Annotated in this window: 11 protein-coding genes; 9 read left to right on the top strand and 2 right to left on the bottom strand. The window is 63.4% G+C overall.

Annotated features, from left to right (window positions below):
• Positions 1-94 precede the first annotated feature (94 nt).
• The 5 genes from GPA25_RS08160 to GPA25_RS08140 all read left to right on the top strand — a co-directional run bounded on the left by GPA25_RS08160 (position 95) and on the right by GPA25_RS08140 (position 6,779).
• Positions 95-3,016 (top strand): type VI secretion system Vgr family protein, encoded by a 2,922-nt coding sequence (locus tag GPA25_RS08160; RefSeq protein WP_246265475.1) that lies wholly within the window; start codon positions 95-97, stop codon positions 3,014-3,016.
• Between the two features lie 27 nt (positions 3,017-3,043).
• Entirely contained in the window at positions 3,044-5,167 is a 2,124-nt protein-coding gene (locus GPA25_RS08155) for a lysozyme family protein (protein WP_169259877.1), read from the top strand.
• The gene (locus tag GPA25_RS08150) at positions 5,167-5,814 is read left to right on the top strand and encodes a hypothetical protein (protein ID WP_169259876.1); all 648 of its coding nucleotides are present in this window, start codon (positions 5,167-5,169) and stop codon (positions 5,812-5,814) included. Before GPA25_RS08155 ends, GPA25_RS08150 begins: the two co-directional genes overlap by 1 nt.
• Complete coding sequence (locus GPA25_RS08145) at positions 5,802-6,122, top strand: hypothetical protein (RefSeq protein ID WP_211163014.1); 321 nt, start codon at positions 5,802-5,804, stop codon at positions 6,120-6,122. Before GPA25_RS08150 ends, GPA25_RS08145 begins: the two co-directional genes overlap by 13 nt.
• Positions 6,123-6,227: 105 nt before the next feature.
• Positions 6,228-6,779 carry a hypothetical protein gene (locus GPA25_RS08140; protein WP_169259874.1) on the top strand — a complete coding sequence of 184 codons (552 nt, stop codon included), beginning with the start codon at positions 6,228-6,230 and terminating at the stop codon, positions 6,777-6,779.
• Positions 6,780-6,972: 193 nt separating this feature from the next.
• On the opposite strand, the gene GPA25_RS08135 is transcribed toward GPA25_RS08140, so the two are convergent.
• Both GPA25_RS08135 and GPA25_RS08130 read right to left on the bottom strand, forming a co-directional pair.
• Positions 6,973-7,641 (bottom strand): CoA transferase subunit B, encoded by a 669-nt coding sequence (locus GPA25_RS08135; RefSeq protein WP_169259873.1) that lies wholly within the window; start codon positions 7,639-7,641, stop codon positions 6,973-6,975.
• 3 nt (positions 7,642-7,644) lie between these two features.
• Positions 7,645-8,367: a CoA transferase subunit A gene (locus GPA25_RS08130; protein WP_343034876.1), complete on the bottom strand. Its 723-nt coding sequence runs from the start codon at positions 8,365-8,367 to the stop codon at positions 7,645-7,647.
• A gap of 773 nt (positions 8,368-9,140) precedes the next feature.
• On the opposite strand from GPA25_RS08130, the gene GPA25_RS08125 reads away from it, so the two are divergent.
• The 4 genes from GPA25_RS08125 to GPA25_RS08110 all read left to right on the top strand — a co-directional run bounded on the left by GPA25_RS08125 (position 9,141) and on the right by GPA25_RS08110 (position 15,547).
• Complete coding sequence (locus tag GPA25_RS08125) at positions 9,141-10,157, top strand: WD40/YVTN/BNR-like repeat-containing protein (RefSeq protein WP_169259871.1); 1,017 nt, start codon at positions 9,141-9,143, stop codon at positions 10,155-10,157.
• Positions 10,158-10,202: 45 nt separating this feature from the next.
• The gene (locus GPA25_RS08120; RefSeq protein WP_169259870.1) at positions 10,203-12,587 is read left to right on the top strand and encodes an efflux RND transporter permease subunit; all 2,385 of its coding nucleotides are present in this window, start codon (positions 10,203-10,205) and stop codon (positions 12,585-12,587) included.
• Positions 12,588-12,672: 85 nt separating this feature from the next.
• Entirely contained in the window at positions 12,673-14,214 is a 1,542-nt protein-coding gene (locus tag GPA25_RS08115; RefSeq protein ID WP_169259869.1) for a DUF1302 family protein, read from the top strand.
• A 16-nt stretch (positions 14,215-14,230) separates the two neighbouring features.
• A complete protein-coding gene (locus tag GPA25_RS08110; RefSeq protein WP_169259868.1) occupies positions 14,231-15,547 on the top strand; it encodes a DUF1329 domain-containing protein in 1,317 nt (438 codons plus the stop codon).
• The last annotated feature ends 493 nt before the right edge of the window (positions 15,548-16,040 follow it).

Below are 16,040 nucleotides of genomic sequence, written 5' to 3'. Positions count from 1 at the left end.
TATCCCGTTCCGGCGCTCTCGCGCTCAGGACCACATCATGAATGACCTTATTGACTTGATTTCTGACGGCGCCGGTTGGCGCCAGACCGACCGCTTGCTGACCTTGATCACGCCGGCAGGCGCCGATGCGCTGCTCGCCGAAACGGCCACCATCGACGAGGCGCTCGGTCCGGTCGCGGACCATGCCGGCTTCCGGATCGACCTTACCGCCTTGAGCGTCAACGCCGACCTGTCGCTGACCGCGCTGCTCGGCCAGCCGGCGCGCCTCGATCTGCAGACCAGCGCATCGCGAACTTTGCTTCGCTCGTTTCACGGCCACGTCACCCGCGCCGTCCGGCTCGGGGCCGACGGCGGCTTCGCCCGCTACCGGCTGACGATCGAGCCGTGGCTGAGCTTCCTTGGCCAGACGCAGGACAGCTATCTCTTCCAGGACAAAAGCATCGTCGAAATCATCGACGAACTGCTGGGCGACTGGAACGGGCAGGGCAAGCTCGTGCCCGCCTGGCGCTGGGACCTTGCCGATCCCGCGGTGTACCCCAAGCGGGGCATGACTACGCAATACCGCGAAAGCGACTTGGCCTTCTTCAAACGGCTGCTGGCCGAAGAGGGGCTGTTCTGCTGGTTCGAGCATCAGGCCGATCCCGGCGACACGCTGGGGGCGCACACGCTGGTCATTGCCGACCACAATGCCGCCTTTATCGACAACACACAGCCCCGCATCCGCTTCACGCAGGCGGGCGCCACCCTGAGCGAAGACAGCGTCGACCGCTGGCACGCCATCCGCCAACTCGACACCGGCAACATGCAGGCGAGCAGCTGGGACTACCGCAGTCTCGGCATGCGCCCGCAAGCTACCGCGAGCGCGATCGAAAACGGCGCCGGTCCCTCGACAGTCTCCTGGGACGATCCGGGCCCCTATGCCTGGCCGACCGCCGCACACGGCGAGCGAATGATCCTTCGGCATCGGCAGGCCATCGATGCCCGGATGAAGCAATTCGTCGGTGAAGGCACCGTCCGCAGCGTGGCTCCCGGCACCATCTTCACGCTAGCCGACCATGCCGAGCACGACCGCGATGCAATCGACCAGCGCCAGTTCCTGATCACGGCGGTGATCCACAGAGCCCGCAACAACCTCACGACGCCGCCCGAGCTGCCGCGGCCGGAGGGCGTCACGGTCGATCTCTACCGCAACGAAATCCGTGCAGTTCGTGCGCCCGTGCCATGGCGCCCACTCGTTGCCGACGGCCACGGCCGCAGCATCCATCCCCGCCCCACGGTACCCGGCACGCTCACCGCCATCGTCGTCGGCGACAGCGCCGGTGACGGGAAACCGGCTCCGACGCACACGGACCGCGACCTCCGCATCCGCGTCCAGTTTCCGTGGCAGCGCGGCAGCCGATCGGCGAGCCGGTGTGCCCACCCGAGCGGTGCGGACAACGCCCCGGCCAATGCCTGCCTCGGCGTCTGGCTGCGCGTGCTCGCCCCCGTGGCAGGGGCCAACTGGGGCGGGCATTTCACCCCGCGGCCGGGGCAGGAAGTCCTGGTCGCCTTCCAGAACGGCAACATCGACCGCCCCGTCGTCATTGGCGGCCTCTACAACGCCCAAGGGCAGACCGACGCCGCGGGCAACCGCATCGGCGGCGGCACCCAGCACGGCACCGCCAACGCCCCGGCCTGGTTTGTCGGGCAGGCCGATCCTGCCCACGGCCACAGGGCGAGCCTCTCCGGCATCAAAAGCCAGCAACTTTCGGCGAGCCGGAGCGGGCAGGGCGGCTACAACCAGCTTGTCTTCGACGACGCCCCAGGTGAAGCGCGGATCGAACTCGCGACGACCGAATACACGAGTCGCCTGCAACTGGGCCATCTCAAACAACAGACCGACAACGCCCGGCAAGCCGACCGGGGCCACGGCGCCGAGCTCGCCAGTCAGGCGGCCGTTGCCCTGCGCGCCGGCAGCGGCCTCCTGATCAGCGCCGATGCGCGGTCGGCCGGCGCCGGACACCATCTCGACAGCCGCGAAGCCATCGCCCAGACCGAAGACGCACAAAGCCTCATCCAGAGCCTGGCCGACATCGCCCAGAAGCAAAAAGCCGGGCTCAAGGACGAAAGTACGCCCGACAAGCTGCCGGCGAGCGTCTCGCTGACCCACGCCCGCGAAGTCCTCACCGCCACCACCAGCTGCCGCGGATCCACCGGCACCGCGGCCGCGGATCCAAACGGCTTCACCGCCACCGGCGGCGGCACCGGCACCGTCACCGCCTGGTCCGAACCTCGCATCCAGTACAGCGCCCCGGCCGGCATCGCCCAGCTCACCCCGCAAGACCAGATCCTGGCAGCCGGCAACAGCCTCGTCATCGCGTCCGGACAGGACGCCCAGCTCATCGCCCAAGGCAATCACAGCCTCGCGGTCAAGGATGGCCTCGCGCTCTTTACCGTGGGCAAGGCCGGCAAAGGCCCAAAGCCCAACACCGAAACCGGCATCCATCTCCACGCCGCGAGCGGCAAGGTGAGCCTGCAAAGCCAGAGCGGCAAGACCACCGCGGCGGCCGACAAGACGGTGACGATCGCGAGCACCGACGCTGGCCTCACCGTGAGTGCCAAACAGCACATCCTAGCCACCGCGCAGGGCGCCTATCTCAAGATCGCCGGCGGCAACATCGAGCTCCACGCTCCTGGCAAGGTGGCGCTCAAGGCCAGCATGAAGAACCTGACCGGGCCGGCGAGCGCGGCTGTGGTGCTGCCGAGTTTCCCGCAGCGCGAGATGCCGGCAATGGTAGAGACGTCCTACAGCCAACGCGTCAATGTCGCAGGCGCCATCGGAATGGATCCGGAGACCAACGCCCTCTACGCCAATCTGCCCTACGAAGTGTTCGACGAATCCGGCAAACGCATTGCCGTCGGAACGCTCGACGATCAGGGAAACACTGCCCGCGTCTTCACCCAGAAACCTGAAAAACTGAAGTTCGTCGTGACGAGCGGTGAGTGGATGTTCTTCCAAGATGTCACGCACGGTTGAATGCCAGGATATTGAGAGTCAGCAACGATGAGTGAAGCCAAGATCATTGAGGGGCCAGACGATGTGCTGGCCCCGGAAAACGTCCTAAGCCAGGAAGGCGTCTCCGCTCAGGGCGTTGTTCCTCCCGCGGAAAATAATCCGGTTCAAGACGAAGTTCCGATTCAGGAGGGGGCTCCGGTTCGGGAAGACCTCCCAGTTCTGGAAGAAGTCCCGGCTCAGGAACGAGGCTCGACTCAGGAAAGTTTGCCTACCGAGGAAAGTGGCCGGGTCCCGGAAGGCGGCTCAGGCGAAGAAAGAACCGTCGAAAGCGCGGCAAAATTGGATATGGGCTTTCTGGCGCTAGATGGAAACCGCATCCCCAATCTGGGCGTTCATGTGAGCTGGCCCGGCGGGGAAATCCGTTGCCGAACAGACGCCAATGGGCATCTGCCTTCTATTATTCAGGCCCCAGCCGATGCCGAACTGACTATTTGCGTTCAGCGCTTCAACCAAACATACAAGGAAATCGGGAAATGCCGTATGCCGGCGTCGCATGGTGTGCTGACGATCTGCAGCCCGAACTTCGTCCTTGATACCAGCACGCAAAAGCATGACGGCACCCCGGGCAATGCCGAGTCCCGCATTCCGACTGCCGAGGCTCAAGATTTGGGTGATCTGGAATCAATCGGCGAGGAGAGCAAGCAAACGCAGGCGCAGTCTCCGCAAGCGTCCGATCCGGCTAGTGTCCCCGACGCTCAGTCTTCCGCGCAGCAAACCGCACCAAAAACCGCTGTAGTCCGCGAACAGCTTCCTGCGATGAAGGAGCAAGTAAACCGGGCAGACGCACGTGCAAAACAAGCTTCAACTAAGCCGCCGCAGAACATCTCGGGCAAGACCGGGGCCAAACCCAAGCTTGAGACGGGGCGGGACGAAAATGGCAATCCGCTCGCCGTAGTCGCGCAAAAGACCATCGATTGGTGGAATAGCTGGCGACTGCCAACATTCAATCTGTGGGGCGGTCCGGAAGGCGTCACAGACGGAGGCACCAAGCCCACTACGCCGGTTCGCGTCGACGCCGAAATGCTGGCAAAGGTGAAAGCCTTGCTGGAGTTTGCCAAGGAGCAGACGGAATACCGTTACGCCGACAAGGAAGGTACCGTGGTTGTGTTGGATTCGATGGCGAAGGGGGCATTTAAGCATCAGAAGGGAGAAAAAAAGGCACGGGAATCATTAGGTCTCTGCTACACCTACGTCAAGGTCGCGCTGACGCGGAGCAAGATCGTCGACGGGGTTCTGGCTTGCAAGAAAGTGGACTCGAAACAGAGTGACGCGGACCACCGCGCGATGCAGGAATCGGCCAGCAAGGCAGGCCCAGCGCTAATTGCCAAAGGCTTCGCGGATGTAACCCGCGAAGTCCCCGACGCACGTTGGGCGGCTGCGGGCGACGTCATCGTCTATGAATGGACGGATACGACTTGGGAAACACGCAAGAGGAACAATCCGACTAAACCAAATCATGGGCATATAGACATTCGGGACTATGAATTTTATATCAGCGATTTCATATCACCGGAACCTCTCTATCGCCCGAATTGGATCGCCTATCAGAACATTCGCATTTACCGAAAAGTTTACGATTTGTTGCCGACTCTACGCATCCGAGCTTTTCTATGCTGCTTGCGGGAGTTTGAGTGCCAGGCCGAGCGCGAGGATTCGAAGCGCTACCAAATGCTGAATCGAGCATTGCCAACGACCGGCAGTAAGCGATTTTCCGATTATGCGACTCATCCTTGGGCCACCGTGCCGGAAGACCTCCGTGGAAAGGCGACCGCAGCCGGCGCATATCAGATCCTTTATTCGACATGGAAGGAAATCGTCGATAAGAAGCTGATCGAATCCGGGAGTTTTTCGCCTCAAGACCAGGACAGGATTGCGGTAATGAAGATTGAGGATCGGGGAGTTCTACATCTGATCCGAGCCGGTAAAATCCAGGAGGCGCTTAATTACAAGACGCCCCGAGGTGTATTAAGCTTACCCAGCGAATGGACCAGCCTCCCGGGCGGTTCCGAAAATGAGAATCGCCGCACGGCAGACGGCAAATTGATGGATGTAAGCTATTTCAGTACGTTGTTCGACAAGTATCTAGAACAGGAAAAACAAAAGGCAGAATAATGCGCATTATTTACTGTGTTTTTGCATTGATGTTTACTGGTTTGGTTTATGCTGCCCAGAATGAAGCATTGACTTCAGATCAGTTGGAGGTCAAATACTTTATCGAGAAAATGTATTCGTATGATCCGGGTAGTGTTGAACATGGAAACTTCGATTCAAAATTACAGCCTCTAATGCTTAATCGGGTGTCGCCGGGCGGTGGGAAGTACAATCCCGTAAAGCAATGCCAGTTATTGAGAGAGTTTTTTGAAGAAGGCTTAATAGTCAAAAGGCAAATTGCAAAAGAAAAGACGGAGTGTTCGCCCGGGGATGTTGGCTATGTCCTGTATCCGACATTAGATGATGATAATCAGTCCATTTCGACCCGCTATATTACGATTCCGCGGCCAGAGATCGATACGCCTCGGGTTCTCGGCGGCAAGGCTAGCGTGGCTGTATTTACTGGCAAATCCAAGGGTCTAGATTATCCGCGGGCGCGCAGCTTGTTTTTTTTGACCAAATCCGATCAAGGATGGCGTATTAGCAATTTCATGCTGCATCGGAAGTGGCCAGATTTGGATGACCGGACCAATAACTGTTACTTCGTTTTTGCGAGAGAACCATCTGCCGACGAAGAGAAGGAAATTCCCCACCATTGTCGGCGGTAATGGCGGAACAAGCAGATCAAGCGCTCACGCAAACGCTGGAACGGCGGGTGGTTGCTGCCGTAGACCCGCATGGGCAGAACACAGGCAGCCATGTGTATTACAGCAGCCAGGGGTTCTGGCGCGTCAGTGCCGCGGTGAATTTACCAGCCCGGATTAACGAAACAAATTACGCGGGACTCAACGGTTTCGATTCGCGTTGTTCCGCTTATGGTGTGGCGCTGGCCGCACTGAGCGAGCAATTACTGCCGGATGCTCAAGGTCGAACAACGCTCCTCTATCCGGAAGGGTATACGCGAGGTGCACGATGATCGGACGGCATACAGTTATGGGCGTATTGCTAATTAGCGCCGGAATGACCTGGGCCAAGCCGGCTCAAGCCTGTGTATCCTCCTCTTACGCCAGTCATTGCTAACATGGGGCAAGGATGCCGCATCAAAATCGACCTGCCAGCCAAGGAACGGTATGGATTTAATTACGCCGAAATACCTGAAGCAGGCCCCTTTGGCGCAGGCGGAAATGGCGGCATATCCGTGATCAACCCTCCTTACTGGCCGGGGTATTGGCATCTTCAATTCACCTGCTACAGCAAAGACGCCGAGCTTGCCAAGGACGACTTGATTGTATGGGGAGAGGCTGCTGAGCGCTGGATCCCGAACCCCGATGGCTGGCCAGTCCCTCCGGCCATGCGGTTCACGATTTATGAAGTCAAGACACCCAACGCCAGCGGGTGGGCGCATACCACCGATGACACGGCAGTAGCGGAGGAGCGTGCAGAAAGGCGGCTCCGTTACTGTATTTACCACGATGAACGAGCCATCTGCGGAGGAAGTACCGTGGGCAACTTGCTTACCATCACCCGGCACCCGCAGGCCGACCGCACCCCTTATGTGCTCGAGATTCTGAGGAGCATCGAATTTCTCGACGATGCGCTGTCTGAACCTGCGAAGAATCCGCCCCCGCAATAAGTTTGCGCTTGCGGATACCTTGAATCTGGCGGCTTGAGGCCCTTGGCCTGCCAAACCTTCGTATCCGAAATGCCGAGCTTGCCATTGCGCGTACGTGGGCATCGAATAAAAAAACGGGGACACATCCAGGCACGCACGGAGGAGAGGGAGGAATCTTGCCTTCCCGGATACAGCGCGTCCCCGTAAAAGAAAATCAGGGCGACTCGCTGCAACACATGGCGCAGGAAATTTCGAGTGCGATCGCGAACGGCGCGGCGGTCTTCGCCCGCACTTCATCGATCGTCGTGCCCGGCGCGAGATCGACCAGCGTCAATCCGGACGGCCCGACTTCGAACACGCACAGGTCGGTGACGATCAGGTCGACGACGCCGGCGCCCGTGAGCGGCAGCGTGCATTGCCGCAGGATCTTCGGTTCGCCGCGCGCGGTGTGCTCCATGATGACGACGACGCGCGGGACGCCGGCCACCAGGTCCATCGCGCCGCCGATCCCCTTGATCATCTTGCCGGGCACCGTCCAGTTCGCGAGGTCGCCTTTTTCCGACACCTGCAGCGCGCCCAGCATCGACAGCTGGATGTGGCCGCCGCGGATCATCGCGAACGAGGCCGCGCTGTCGAAGAAACTCGTCGTCGGTAGCGTCGTGATCGTCTGCTTGCCGGCGTTGATCAGGTCGGCATCCTCGTCGCCGTCGAACGGGAACGGGCCCATGCCCAGCATGCCGTTCTCGCTCTGCAGCTGGATCGACATGCCGGGCGGCACGTAATTCGCGACCAGCGTCGGGATGCCGATCCCGAGGTTCACGTAGTAGCCGTCGCGCAGTTCCTCGGCGGCGCGGGCGGCCATCTGTTCTCGACTCCAGGGCATAGTTTACTCCTCGAAAGCCGCGGCGCGTGGGCGCACGGTGCGTTGCTCGATGTACTTCTCGCATTGGTCCAGGATCACGATCCGCTTGACGAAGATGCCGGGGGTGACGATGTGGTCCGGATCGATGTCGCCCGGGCGCACCAGCTCTTCGATTTCGGCGACGGTCAGCGCCGCGGCGGTCGCCATGATCGGATTGAAGTTGCGCGCGGTCATGCGGTACTGCAGGTTGCCCTCGGGGTCGCCGCGCCAGGCGTGCACCAGCGCGAGGTCGGCGCGCAGGCTGCGCTCCAGCAGGTACTCCTCGCCATCGAAGTCCGCCGCGGGCTTGCCCTCGGCGATCACCGTGCCGGCGCCGGTGCGCGTATAGAAGGCCGGGATGCCCGCGCCGCCCGCGCGGATGCGCTCGGCGAGCGTGCCCTGCGGGTTGAACTCGACCTCGACTTCACCCGCCATGTACTGCTTGGCGAACAAGGCGTTCTCGCCGGCGTAGGAGCAGATCAGCTTGCGGATCTGGCCCTTCTGGAACAGCTTGCCGAGGCCGTGGCCATCGCTGCCGGGGTTGTTCGAAATCACCGTGAGTCCCCGCACGCCCGATTCCAGCACCGCGTCGATCAGCGTGGCCGGGATCCCGCACAGCCCGAAGCCGCCCGACATGATCGTCATGTCGTCGTGCAGGACATCGGCGATGGCGCTGCGAGCGTCCAGATAGAGTTTGTTAGCCGACACCGGTCTCTCTCCTCGTAATGGTTCGGAGCCATGCCGCGGCGCGAATCGCAGCGGCATGACGTCTGAAAATGTTCGGTCGTCTATTGCATGAACCGAAGTGAGCAAGACCGGTGCCAATCCGTCGCGTGATGTAAAAGTCACGTTGAATCAACGGGATGGAAGAGCGGCCGGACGCGCGCCGAGTTTGCCGGCGTCTTAAGCGCGGACGGCCGCGGACGGTAAGCGTCCGAATATCGGGCAGTTGACGCGGGTCGATCGCGCGTGGCGCCGCGCGCCCGTTACCGCAAGGCGAGCGCATCAGGATCGCCGATCGCCGGCCGATCCCTGTGTTCGCCATGGACGCGCTTCCCGGGCCTCGCCGGGCGTTAGCCGAGGCCCCGGCGTCCGGCGCGGCCCGCCGTTCGAAGTGTCCGATAGCTGGGCGGTGGTCCGACGCATATCTGGACGCCGACCGGCAAATTGCTGCTCCGCCGCAATCCGATCTAGAAAAAAATACTGCGTAAAAACAAATATTTACGACGTGTTGCGAAGCGCAAAACGCTTGGCATCCAAGTTGCTGACCGGTCAGGCCGGCCCTGGCAGCGCAGGGGCCGATCGAGGGTGGCGCGCAGGGCGGAGCGATCCGCTATGTGGCCGGGCAAGGCCTGGAGGCGAGACGAAGGGAGTCGCAATGGTGATGCAGCGCAAGACATCGGGATGTCGGGAGCAAATGGGGGCGGCACGGGCCGGTGGGCCGTGCCGCGGGGACAAGCGCGGAACGCAGGGAGCGGGCGATGCTTAAGGCGATCAATGGGCTCGGCAAGGCCGCGCGCTCCGGCGTCGCGCTGACGACCTCGGCAGCGCCGATGCTGATCATCGGCGCGCTGCTGTACACGGCCTTCTTCGTGAAGGCGGAGCCGCAGGTCGGCAATCTGCAGGCGCGTTCGATCGAACGTCGCGACGCCTTCTACGGTGTCGCCGTGCCGCAGGCGGACGTGGTGTGGGCGGCCGGCTCCTACGGCAAGGTCGTGCGCAGCGACAACGCCGGCAAGTCCTGGGGCGTGCAGCCGACGCCGGGCGATGCGCATCTGCAGGCGATCTCGGCTTGGGATGCGGAGCGCGCGGTCGCGGTCGGCAACCACGGCGTCGTCATCGTCACCGCCGACGGCGGCAAGAGCTGGCGCGAAATCGAGGTGCCGCATTCCGAGGTCGCCAACAAGCTGATGCAGGTCCGCAGCTATGCGGGCGGCACCGGCTGGGCGGTCGGCGAGATGGGCGCGGTGCTGCGCACCCGCGACTACGGCGCGAGCTGGACGCGCGTGCTGGACGAGAAGGACCAGGCCTGGAACGACATCTTCTTCGTCGGCGAGGACGGATGGATGGTCGGCGAGTTCGGCCGGATGATGCGCACGCGCGACGGCGGCGAGAGCTGGAGCACGATCGACAGTCCGCTCGAGTCGAGCCTGATGTCGGTGCATTTCCGCGATGCGAGCAACGGCGTCGCGGTGGGTCTCGCTGGTGCGGTGCTCGTCACCGCCGATGGCGGGGCCGTGTGGACCGAGGCGCGGCGGGTCACGCGCGAGCATCTGAACTGCGTGATCTGGGACGGCAGCCGCTGGGTCGCGGTCGGCGACAAGGGCATACGCGTCACCGCCGGGGCGGACGGCAGCGGCTGGACCGGCGGGCGCATCTCCGAGCAGGACCTGTCGTGGCGCACGCAGATCGCTCGCGCCGGCGACGGTTTCGTGCTGGCCGGCGCCAATCTCGCGCAGCTCGAACATGACCAGCTCCACATCATCGGCCGCGACTGAGCGGCCGCGTGCCGCAGCGCAACCTTCGGAAAAAGGAAACCAGCAATGAAGAACGCAACGTTCAGGGCGCTTGGCCGCGTCATTGACCTGCTGCTGCGACATCGGGTGCTCGTCGTCGCCACGATCGCGGCGCTGACCTGCGTCATGGGTTATCTGGCCGCGCATATCGAGATCAAGACGGTATTCAGCGACCTGCTGCCGAAGAACCATCCCTATGTCGCCGTCAATAACAAGTTCAAGCAGACTTTCGGCGGCTCGAACATGGTGAGCATCATGCTCGAGGTCGAGCAGGGCGACATCTTCGACATGAAGCTGCTCGGCAAGGTGCAGAAGATCACGCAGGACCTGAAGAAGGTCGAAGGCGTGGACACCTACCAGATCGTGTCGCTCGCGTCGAAGAAGATGAAGGAGGTGCGCGCCTCGACCGAAGGCATCGAGTCGCGTCCGCTGATGTGGCCGAACCTGCCGCGCGACCAGGCCGGCATCGCGGCGCTGCGCGAGGCGGTGCTCAACAATCCGCTGGTGTACGGCCCCTATGTGTCGATCGACATGAAGGCGACGCTGATCACCGCCGACTTCACCGACGGCGCGGTCAACTACCTCAAGGCTTACGAGCAGATCCAGGCGATCGCCGAGCGCGCGAGCGGCGACGGCGTGCTGGTGCGGGTGGTCGGCGAGCCGATTCTCTACGGCCTGGTGAACCACTACCTGACCGAGACGCTGTACATCTTCCTGATCACCGTCGGTGCGCTGGTGTTCCTGCTGCTGCTGATCAGCCGCACCTGGCACGGCACGCTGCTGCCGCTCGTCACCGGCGGCGTCAGCGCGGTCTGGGCGCTCGGCGCGGCGAAGCTGATGGGCTTCCACCTCGATCCGCTGGTCATCGTCGTGGCTTTCCTGATCACCGCGCAGGCGATTTCGAACTCGGTGCAGCTGGTGTCGCGCTTCGACGACGAGGTCGCTGCGGGGGCGCCGAGCACCGCGGCGGCGGCCAAGGCGAGCCTGTCGAACCTGTTCAAGCCGGGCATGCTCGCGATCGTCGCCGATGCGGGCTGCGTGCTGGTGGTTGCGTTGACGCCGATCCCGATGCTCGAGAAGATCTCCTACATCGGCACCGTGTGGATCCTGTCGATCATGTTCAGCGCGATGGTGCTGACGCCGGTGCTGCTGTCGTGGTGCGGGCTGCGGCGGCGCTACGCGCACCCGGTGAACATCATGCCCGCGTTGCAGGGCATCCTCGGGCTGTGCGCGCGGCTGGTGACGTCGCGCGCGCGCTACGCCATCGTCGGCGGCGCGGCGGTGGTGTTCGTCGTGTCGGGCCTGTATGCCTTCAACCTCAAGGTCGGCGACGCCAATCCGGGGTCGCCGATTCTGTGGCCCGACTCGACCTACAACCGGGACGCGAGCGCGATCAACCAGAAGTTCCAGGGCTCGGACCGGATGTTCGTCGTCGTCGGCGGCAAGCACGAGGGCGCGCTGAAGGAGCCGGCGGTGCTGGAGGGTATGGAGCGCTTCCAGAAATACATGGAAGCGCAGCCCGAAGTCGGCGGCAGCCTGTCGCTCGCCGACATTCTGCCGGCGGTCAAGCGGGTCGTGCGCGAAGGCAATGCGCGCTACCAGGAGCTCGGCAATTCGGCCAACGAGAACGGCGAGCTGGTGTACATGTTCGTCTCCGGCGCCGACCCCGGCGACATGGACCGCTTCGCCGATCCGCAGGCCTTGAACGGGGCGGTGACGCTGTTCTTCCGCGACCACCAGGGCGAGACGATCCGCACCGCGATCGCGCGGGTCAAGGAATACGTCGCCGCGCATCCGATCGCCGACGCCGAATTCCTGCTCGCCGGCGGCCTCGTCGGCGTGCTCGCGGCGGTCAACGAGGTGATCCTCGCCGGCCAGATCGAAGCTATCGCCTTCGCGCTGCTGGTGCTGGTCGTGTGCTGCATGTTCACCTACCGCTCCTCGGTCGCCGGCATGTTCTTCATGGTGCCGGTGCTGCTCTCCAACACGCTCACCTTCAGCTACATGGCGTGGAAGGGCATCGGCATGAACATCAACACCCTGCCGGTCGTCGCGCTCGGCATCGGCCTCGGCGTCGATTACAGCTTCTACATCGTCGATGGCATCCGCGAGGAACTGCACCACCACCGCGACATCGGCCGCGCCATCGCCAAGTCGATCGCGTCCGCCGGCAAGGGCGTGTTGATCACCGCACTGACGCTGGTCACCAGCGTGGTGCTGTGGAGCTTCTCGTCGCTGCGCCTGCAGGCCGACATGGGCGTGCTGATCGCGATCTGGCTGTTCATCTCGGCATGCAGCGCGCTGTTCCTGATGCCGGCGATGGTGCTCGTGTTCCGGCCGGAATTCATCGTCGGCTCGAAACGCCATCCGATCGAACAGGCGACTGCGGTCGAACCGGTTCCGGCCTTTTAAACCCCATCCGCGCAGCACCAGCCCTGCCGCAATCCGCGGCAGGGAGGGGGTCGTGCGTCCACCAAATGAAAAGGGAGACAGGTACATGAGCAACACGAAAGTCAGGAAGATCGCCGCGGCGCTCGCGATGCTGTCCGTCGGCTGCGGCATCGCGCACGCCGGGGACGGCAGCGAGGGCGAGTCCGAGAATTTTTTCCGTCTCGGCGGCTACGTGCGCGGCTGGAGCGCGTTCAACCTGCAGGACATCCCCGAGACCGAGGCCAACGACCGCGGCAAGCTGTCGATGCTGCGCGGTTCGCTGCTGCTCGACGCGGATGCGCGCACCGGCCCGATCAAGTGGAAGGCGGTCGGGCGGCTCGACCGCGAGTACAAGACCGACTATCTGAAGGATCTGGAGGATCTGCGCAAGACCAACGGCACCACCGGCGGCGACGCGTCGAGCATCCTCGATAACTACAACCAGAGCGAGCTGCGCGAATTCTGGGGCGAGTTCAAGGTCGGCGAGCGCGCCACCTTCCGCCTCGGCAAGCAGCAGATCGTGTGGGGCGAATCCGACTTCTTCCACGCGATGGACGTGGTGCATGGCTACGACCTGAGCTGGCGCCTGTTCTTTGAAGGCGAAAACGAGGAATGGCGCAAGCCGCTGTGGCTCGCGAGCATGAAGCTCGATGTGCCCGAGGCCGATGGCGAGCTGCACGCCTATGTCCGCCCGGGCCTCGATCGCTGCAAGGACATCGGCAATACCTACGATATCCAGGGCGGCCGCTGGTTCTTCCAGCCCTATCGCGGCTTCGACCTGACCGCGGTGACGACGCTCGATTGCGACCATCCCGAAGGCGACAAGGACGACGTCACCGGCGGCATCCGCTGGTCGGGACTCGCCGGGCCGCTGAACTACTCGCTCGCCTACATCAAGACCTTCGCCGCCGATCCGGTCGCCAACTCGGTGTTCGCGCCGTACAAGCAGGCGCCCGACGGCCCGCTGTTCGACCTCATCCATCCGATGATCGACGTGCTCGGCGCCACCGTCAGCGGCTATTCGGCGCCGCTCGACGCGGTGCTGAGCGCCGAGATCGCCTACACCATCGACCAGCCCTACAACGTCGGCACCGGCGCGCTGACGGCACCGGCGCGCGGCGCCGCGGCGGGCCTCGGCCTGGGCGGCATCCGCAACAAGGACACGGTCACGACGATGCTGCGCGCCGACAAGAACCTGCACTTCGAACGGCTGCTCGGGACCAACCGGCCGTCGTTCTCGTCGGTGCAGCTGTTCGACACCTGGGTCAAGGACTTCCGCAAGTCGGACGACCTCGTGCGCCTGTTCGCCTACGGCTCGCCGCTCTCCGAGCACAACACGATCCTGACCGCCTTCACGGTGCTGAACTACCGCGGCGACACGATCAATCCGGGCTTCGCGATCGGCTTCGACCTGACCCACGGCGGCGGCTTCGCGATCCCCAGCCTGGACCTCGCGCTCGGCGACAACTGGCGCGCCAAGATCGAGGCGGACCTCTTCTGGAATTCGGGCTCGACGAAGACCCTCTTCGACCCCGACCCCAAGGTGCAACTGTTCGGCTATTTCGCCCGCAACAACCAGCTGACCTTCCGCTTGACGCGTCAGTTCTAACCCAAGGAGACATCACATGAATCGAGCATGCACGGCCCGGCGGGGCCAGCCACTGAACCTCCGCGCGCTGGTCGGCGTCTGCGCGCTGGCCGTCGGCGCGGGCGTCGCAACGGCGCAGGCCGGCGAGCTGCAGCCGGGCTTCGTCATCAGCAAGGACAACTACGACAAGATCAAGAACGAGACTTTCGAAGGCAAGACCATCGCCAGCATGGTGACCGAGCGGATGGAGCAGATGATCCGCAACCACGGGCTGACGATGAAGATCGCCCACGCGAAGAAGATCGAGATGGACCCGAAGTACGTCGCGGCGACGCGCGACTTCGCCAAGGACGTGAAGTTCGATGCGGCGACGCGCACGATGAGCGGCTGGAAGGCCGGCATGCCGTTCCCGCCCGAGGCGATCAAGCTCGACGATCCGACCGCCGGCGACAAGGTGATCTGGAACCTGCGCGCCGCGACCTACGGCGCGACGATGGACCTGCGCGACATCTCCTTCGTGTTCATCAGCGGCGCCACCGGCATCGAGCGCGTGCAGCGCTGGCAGTCGCGCCGCTACTACATGGAAGGCCGCCTCGACGGCGGGCCGATGAGCGAGGGCGACGGCTCGATCGCGCAGAAGACCTACCTGTTCGCGACCAGCCCGCAGGACATCCGCGGCCTCGGCACCTTCTCGATCCGCTACAACGATCCCACCTCGGCCAAGCCCGACGACACCTGGGCCTACCTGAAGTCGGTGCGGCGCACGCGCCGGCTGTCGGGCGGCGCGTGGATGGACCCGATCGGCGGCACCGACCAGCTCTACGACGACTGGGACATCTGGGACGCCTTCCCGACCAAGTACAGCGCCAACAAGCTGACCGGCAAGCGCTGGGTGTTCGCGATCGCGCACAGCCCGCTGCTCAGCGTCGACAACGCCAAGCGCGACACGCCGGCGGAGTTCCCGTCGGTCGGCCTGACCGAGGCGCCGTACTACTTCCCGGCCAAGCACATCGAATGGGAGCCGCGCGAGGTGTATGTCGTCGAGGGCACGCCGCCGCCGGAGCATCCGTACAGCAAGAAGGTGGTGTACATGGAAGTGGGTTTCCCGCGGCCCTACCTCGGCGAGATGTATGACCAGAAGGGCGAGTTCTGGAAATTCATGGTCTTCCAGAACCGCCCCGATGTCGGCGATGACGGCTACAAGGCGGTGATGCCGGTGGTCGGCCACGTGATCGACGTCAAGCGCAACCACTCGACGACCTGGTCGGCCAACATGAAGGCCAATCCGAAGGGCGTCGAGGAACGCGATGTGTCGCTGAGCAAGCTGGAGGAAGTGGCGACCGGCGGCAAGTAAGCCGGGGCCGGGCTGCGTGCGAACACACGGAATTCGCCGTCGCAGACCGATGCGTCCGATTCCTGGACGGCAGCACAGTCCAGGAATCGGACGCATGCGCGTCCAGAAATCGGACGCATCCGGCTGCCGGTGAGCCGCGCTGTGCTCCGGCCCGCCCTGTCCGCGCGCGCCGGCGCTTGCCTGCGGCATTGAAATTCGTCCGGAATGGCGTCAGGACGGGCTCGCAGCCACGCTGACGTGATGCTGTCTGCACCCATGCGGTGGTCTGCGTGCTGCGCACTTCGTTCTGGTACGGTAATTGCGGCGAATGTTGTCACCGGCACGGGGCCCGACCCGCCGCGAACGGATCCGGGGGCCGGAGCGCGGCTTCTTTTTCGACACGGCGTACTATTCTTGGTGGTAGCGATTCGAAAAAATACCGGTAGCAGTGAAAAGGACAGGGTTTTTACAAAGAACTGCGCGCCACGCCGGCTAAGGGCGGACGGAAGAGCGC

The sequence above is a fragment of the Aromatoleum diolicum genome (genome assembly GCF_012910955.1).
Lineage (GTDB): Bacteria > Pseudomonadota > Gammaproteobacteria > Burkholderiales > Rhodocyclaceae > Aromatoleum > Aromatoleum diolicum.
This window is presented reverse-complemented; position numbering and strand designations above follow the sequence as displayed.